Here is a 5,429-nt window from a genome sequence, read left to right as displayed (position 1 = left end):
TGGCAGGGCGCCGACGACCTGGCCGAGGCCTACCTGGCGAGCGGGGCCTACGCCTACGGCCAGTTTCCCGAGTCGGGGGTGGCCGCCCGGGCGGCCTTCGAGCACCAGCTCGAGGGCCTGGAGGCGGTGATGCACAACCAGGACAACCGCGAGCACGACATCCTCGACTCCAACGGCTACTACGCCTTCCAGGGCGGCATGGCCAACGCCAGCCGGGCGCTGGCCGGCCGGGCGCCGAGCATCTACCACGCCGATCACGCCGACCCGGCCCGGCCGCGCATGCGCAGCCTCGAGCAGGAACTGACCCGGGTGATCCGCTCCCGGGTGCTCAACCCCAAGTGGATCGAGGCGATGCGCGAACACGGCTACAAGGGCGCCGCCGAGATGGCGGCGACGGTGGACTACCTGTTCGCCTATGACGCCACCACCGACCTGGTGGCCGACTACCAGTATGCCCAGGTCAGCCAGGCGCTGGTGCTGGATCCCCACAACCAGCGGTTCCTGCGCGAACACAATCCGGCGGCCATGGAGGAGATGGCCGAGCGCCTGCTCGAAGCCATCCAGCGAGGCCTGTGGCGGGCGCCCGGCGAGCAGGGCGAGGCGCTGCAGGACCTGCTGCTGGAGATCGACGAAACCCGGGAGCTGGCGCCCTGATGGTGGATCAGCGGGATAAGGCGGCCAAGGCGAATCAGCCACGTATTAGAGGCTGGTGCCCCGGCGCCTGGCACCCCATGGCCTCCGGCGACGGTCTGCTGGTGCGCGTGCGGCCGCGGTTCGGCCGGCTGACCCGGCGCCAGATGCTGGCCCTGTGCGAGGCGGCCGAGGCCTTCGGCAGCGGCCTGATCGAGCTCACCAGCCGCGCCAACCTGCAGCTGCGCGGAGTCTCCGAGGCCGCCTGGCCCGGGCTGATGGCCTTTCTCGTCGAGCACGGCCTGGTCGAGGCGAACCCCGAGGCCGAGCGCCGCCCCCCGCTGCTGCTGGCCCCCGACTGGCAGCCGGGCGATGCCACCCATGAGGTGGCGCGACGGCTGGAGGCCCGCCTCGACGCGCTACCGGCGCTGCCGGCCAAGTGGGGCCTGGCCATCGATGCCGGGGCCGCGCCGCTGTTGGGTGAGGTGTCGGCGGATCTGCGTATCGAGCGGGCGGCTTCGGGCGCCCTGCTAGTCCGTGCCGATGGCCGTGCCCTGGGTACGCCGGTGGCGTCACCGGAAGCCGCCGTCGAGCTGCTGATACGGCTGGCGCACTGGTTCGTCGACAGCGGCGGGCGCGACGCCGGGCGCATGCGCCGGCACCCGGCGCCGCTGCCGCCCTGGGCGCCGGCATCCACGCCGCCAGCCGGGGCCGGCAAGCCCATGGCGCTGGGGCGTCACCCCATGGGCGCCGTCTTCGGCCTGCCCTTCGGGCGGGCGCCGGCGGCGACGCTGCGGGCCCTGATTGTGGCGGAGTCAGTCGTGGCGGAGTCAGTCGCGTCGGATTCGGCCGCCGTGGATTCGGCCGCCGTGGATTCGGTCAGCGCCGTGCGGGTCACCCCCTGGCGGCGGCTGCTCCTCGAGGGCTTCCCCGCCGGAGCGCCCTTCGATCAGCCCCTCGGGGAACGGGCGCCGGGGCTGCTGGAGAGCGAGAGCGATCCGCGCCTGGCCATGCAGGCCTGTCCGGGCGCTCCCTACTGCGAGCAGGCCAGCGTGGCGACCCTGGGCCTGGCGCGGGACATTGCCGAGCGGCTGAGCGGCCAGGTAGCCGGAAGCGTGCATGTGTCCGGCTGCGCCAAGGGCTGCGCCTGCCAGGCGCCGGCGGATCTCTGTTTGACCGGGCGGGACGGGCGCTTCGACCTGATCGAAGGCGGTCGCGCCGATGGTGCGCCGGTCGCCACCGGCCTCGATGAATCCGACGTTATCGAACACCTGGAGAAGAATCGCGATGCCTTACGTCTATGAAACGGACGGCCCGGCCATCTACCGGGAGTCCTTTTCCATCATCCGGCGCGAGGCGTCGCTTTCGCGCTTCGCGCCGGAGGAGGAGCCGGTGGCGGTGCGCATGATCCATGCCGCCGGCCTGGTGGAGCTGGCCTCCTACATTCATTTCCGCGGCGATGCGGTGAACCGGGCCCGGGCGGCGCTGGAGGCGGGGGCCCCCATCCTGTGCGACGCGCGCATGGTCGCCGAGGGCATTACCCGGGCGCGCATGCCGGCGGACAACGCCATCGTCTGCACCCTGCACGACGAACGGGTCCCCGAGCTGGCCCGGGAGCTGGCCACCACCCGCTCGGCGGCGGCGCTGGAGCTGTGGCGCCCCCATCTCGACGGGGCGGTGGTGGCGATCGGCAATGCGCCCACCGCGCTGTTCCACCTGCTGAACATGCTGGAAGACCCGGCGTGCCCGCGTCCGGCGGCGATCATCGGCTGCCCGGTGGGCTTCGTGGGGGCCGCCGAATCCAAGCAGGCCCTGTGGGAGAGCGCCGCGGCCCCCTGCGTGGTCGTCGAGGGGCGCCTCGGCGGCAGCGCGGTGACGGTGGCCGCCCTCAATGCCATGGCGGATCGCCGCGAATGAGCCAAGAAACCATCAAGCCGGGCACCATCCATGGCGTCGGCCTCGGCCCCGGCAGCCAGGACCTGATGAGCGTGCGCGCCGACCGGCTGATCCGCGGGGCCTCCCACGTCGCCTATTTCCGCAAGAAGGGGCGCAGCGGCCATGCCCGCCGCATCGTCGAGGGCCTGCTGGCGCCCGACGTGATCGAGCTGCCCATGGAGTACCCGGTCACCACCGAGATTCCCTTCGACGACCCCCGCTACAAGGCACTGCTGGCGGCCTTCTACGAACGCCATGTCGCCCAACTGGCCGAGATCGCCGAGGCGGGCCAGGACGTGGTGGTGCTGTGCGAGGGCGATCCCTTCTTCTACGGCTCCTTCATGCACCTCTATAGGCGCCTCGAGGGGCGGGTGCCGGTGGCGGTGGTGCCCGGCATCACCGGCATGTCCGCCGCCTGGACCGCCACCGGGCGGCCGGTGACCTGGGGCGACGACATCCTCACCGTGCTGATGGGCACCTTGCCGGAGCAGGCCCTGGTCGAGCGGATGACACAGACCGACGCCCTGGTGGTGATGAAGATCGGCCGCAACCTGGACAAGCTGCGCCGCGCCCTGGCCCGGGCCGGCCGCGAAGACGAGGCCTGGCTGATCGAGTACGCCGCCATGCCCCAGGAGAGGGTGGTGCCGTTTCGCGAGGCTGGCGACGGCGTGCCCTACTTCTCCATCCTGGTGATCCACGGCAACGGGAGACGGCCATGAGAGATCCTGAGTGGGGGAACGAAGGGTGGCTCAAGGTGGTTGGCCTGGGCCCGGGCAGTGAGGCCCTGATCACCCCGGAGGTCTCCGCCGCCCTGAATGAGGCCACCGACGTGGTGGGCTATGTGCCCTACGTGGAGCGGGTGGCGCCGCGGCCGGGGCTGACGCGCCACGGCTCGGACAACCGCGAGGAGATCCGCCGGGCGGAGGCGGCCCTGCGCCTGGCCGCCGAGGGCCGGCGGGTGGTGGTGGTCTCCTCGGGGGACCCGGGGGTCTTCGCCATGGCCGCGGCGCTCTTCGAGGCGCTGGAGGCGGGCGAGCCCGGGTGGCGCGAGCTGGAGATCCAGGTGCTGCCGGGCATCTCCGCCATGCTGGCCGCCAGTGCACGGCTGGGGGCGCCGCTGGGCCACGACTTCTGCTGCATCAACCTCTCCGACAACCTCAAGCCCTGGGCGCTGATCGAGCGCCGCCTGCGCCTGGCCGCCGAGGCCGACTTCGCCATGGCCTTCTACAATCCCCGCTCCCGGGCGCGCCCGGAGGGCTTCGTCCGCGCCCTGGAGGTGCTGCGTGAGGCCTGCGGGCCGGCGCGTCCGATCATGTTCGCCCGGGCCGTGACCACGCCGGAGGAGCATCTAAGGGTCACCACCCTGGGCGAGGCCAGGGCGGAGATGGCCGATATGCGCACCCTGGTGCTGGTGGGCTCCAGCCAGACGCGCCTGATCCCGCGCCTGACCCCGCATGAGCGCCTGCCCTGGGTCTATACCCCGCGCTCGGCCTTGTGGGGCGAACTCTGATGCAGCCAGGACAATACCGCCTCGACGGAGTGGACTTCCCGGCGCGCTGGCGGCGCCGGCCGCTCGATCATCACCACCGGCAGGCCCAGCTCCCGGGCAGCGGTGAGCTTGGCCACCGCGCCTTCGCCACCGGCGTTCTTGCAGACGATGCGCTGGATGCCGTGCGCCCGCAGCAGGGCCCGATCGCCCGCCAGGGTAAAGGGGCCGCGATCCAGGATCACCCGATGATGGGGCAGGGGCGGCGGCGCCTCGGGGGCATCGACCAGGCGCAGCAGATAGTGGTGCCGGGGCTGGGCGGCGAAGGCGGCCAGCTGCTGGCGGCCGATGGCCAGCAGGATGCGCTGGGGCGGACCGGCCAGGGCCTTTACCGCCGCCTCGATACCGACGACCTTTTCCCAGCGGTCGCCGGCCTGGGCGACCCAGGGCGAGCGGGTCAGGGCGATCAGGGGGATGCCGCTGCGGTGCGCCGCGGCCACGGCGTTGCGGCTCATCCGCTCGGCGAAGGGGTGGGTGGCATCGACCAGATGGGTGATGCCCTGCTCCGCGAGGAAGTCACCCAGGCCCGCCACCCCGCCGAAGCCGCCGATGCGGGTGGGCAGCGGCTGGGGCCTGGGCGCCTTGACCCGGCCGGCATAGCTGAACAGGGCGGGCACCCCGCCTTCGGCCAGGGCACTGGCCAGGGCGCTGGCCTCGCTGGTGCCGCCCAGGATAAGGACTTTCATGATGGCTGACGTAGACGCTCCCTGGCTGACGCTGCTCGGCTGGGGGGAAGGTGGCACAGAAGGGCTGACCGCGGCAAGCCGCCAGGCACTGGAGGGCGCCGAGCTGGTGTTCGGCGCGCGCCGCCATCTGCGCCTCTTGCCGCCTTTGGCCTGCGAGGTGCGGGAGTGGCCGGTGCCCTTCGCCGAGGGCATCCCGCCACTGTTGCGTGAGCGTGGCCGGCGGGTGGTGATGCTGATCTCCGGCGACCCCTTCTGGTTCGGGGCGGGCACCACCCTGGCGCGCCATTTGCCGCCCGGCGAGTGGCGGGCGCTGCCGGCGCCCTCCACCTTCGGCCTGGCGGCATCGAGGCTGGGCTGGCCGCTGGAGGGCTGTACCTGCCTGGGCCTGCACGCCAGGCCGCTGACGCGCATCCGGCCCCATCTGCATGTCGGCCGGCGCCTGCTGGTGCTGCTGCGCGATGGCGAGGCCGTTCATGAGTTGGCCGGCTTGCTTCAATGCTTCGGCTTCGGCGCGTCGCGGCTGCACCTGCTGGAGGCCCTGGGCGGCGACGTGGAGCGCCTGCGCAGCGTGCGGGCCGATGCCCCCCTGCCGGACGATATCGCCCATCCGGTGGCGGTGGGGCTGGAGGTGG

6 protein-coding genes and 1 pseudogene are annotated in these 5,429 nt (G+C 72.5%); 6 read left to right on the top strand and 1 reads right to left on the bottom strand.

Annotated features, from left to right (window positions below; all coding sequences use genetic code 11):
* From J5F18_RS14570 to cobJ, 5 genes are all read left to right on the top strand, one after another.
* A partial coding sequence (locus tag J5F18_RS14570) for a cobaltochelatase subunit CobN (protein ID WP_346299297.1) occupies window positions 1-654 on the top strand: 654 nt, incomplete at its 5' end.
* 77 nt (window positions 655-731) lie between these two features.
* Complete coding sequence (locus J5F18_RS14565; protein ID WP_346299296.1) at window positions 732-1,934, top strand: cobalamin biosynthesis protein CobG; 1,203 nt, start codon at window positions 732-734, stop codon at window positions 1,932-1,934.
* Complete coding sequence (locus tag J5F18_RS14560) at window positions 1,918-2,547, top strand: precorrin-8X methylmutase (RefSeq protein ID WP_346299295.1); 630 nt, start codon at window positions 1,918-1,920, stop codon at window positions 2,545-2,547. The genes J5F18_RS14565 and J5F18_RS14560 overlap by 17 nt, the downstream gene beginning before the upstream one ends.
* Window positions 2,544-3,284, top strand: a complete 741-nt coding sequence (locus J5F18_RS14555; protein ID WP_346299294.1) for a precorrin-2 C(20)-methyltransferase — start codon at window positions 2,544-2,546, stop codon at window positions 3,282-3,284. The genes J5F18_RS14560 and J5F18_RS14555 overlap by 4 nt, the downstream gene beginning before the upstream one ends.
* Window positions 3,281-4,075, top strand: a complete 795-nt coding sequence (cobJ, locus tag J5F18_RS14550; RefSeq protein WP_346299293.1) for a precorrin-3B C(17)-methyltransferase — start codon at window positions 3,281-3,283, stop codon at window positions 4,073-4,075. Before J5F18_RS14555 ends, cobJ begins: the two co-directional genes overlap by 4 nt.
* Here cobJ and J5F18_RS14545 read toward each other — a convergent pair.
* On the bottom strand, window positions 4,039-4,797 hold the full coding sequence (locus J5F18_RS14545) for a cobalt-precorrin-6A reductase (RefSeq protein ID WP_346299292.1): 759 nt from the start codon (window positions 4,795-4,797) through the stop codon (window positions 4,039-4,041). The genes cobJ and J5F18_RS14545 overlap by 37 nt on opposite strands.
* A 1-nt stretch (window position 4,798) precedes the next feature.
* Between J5F18_RS14545 and cbiE the strand changes: the two are divergent.
* Window positions 4,799-5,429, top strand: a pseudogene (cbiE, locus tag J5F18_RS14540) (precorrin-6y C5,15-methyltransferase (decarboxylating) subunit CbiE); the annotation flags it as partial.

The organism is Halomonas sp. BM-2019 (genome assembly GCF_017584085.1).
The sequence above is the reverse complement of the archived record's forward strand: the minus strand, read 5'-3'. Positions and strand labels throughout refer to the sequence as shown.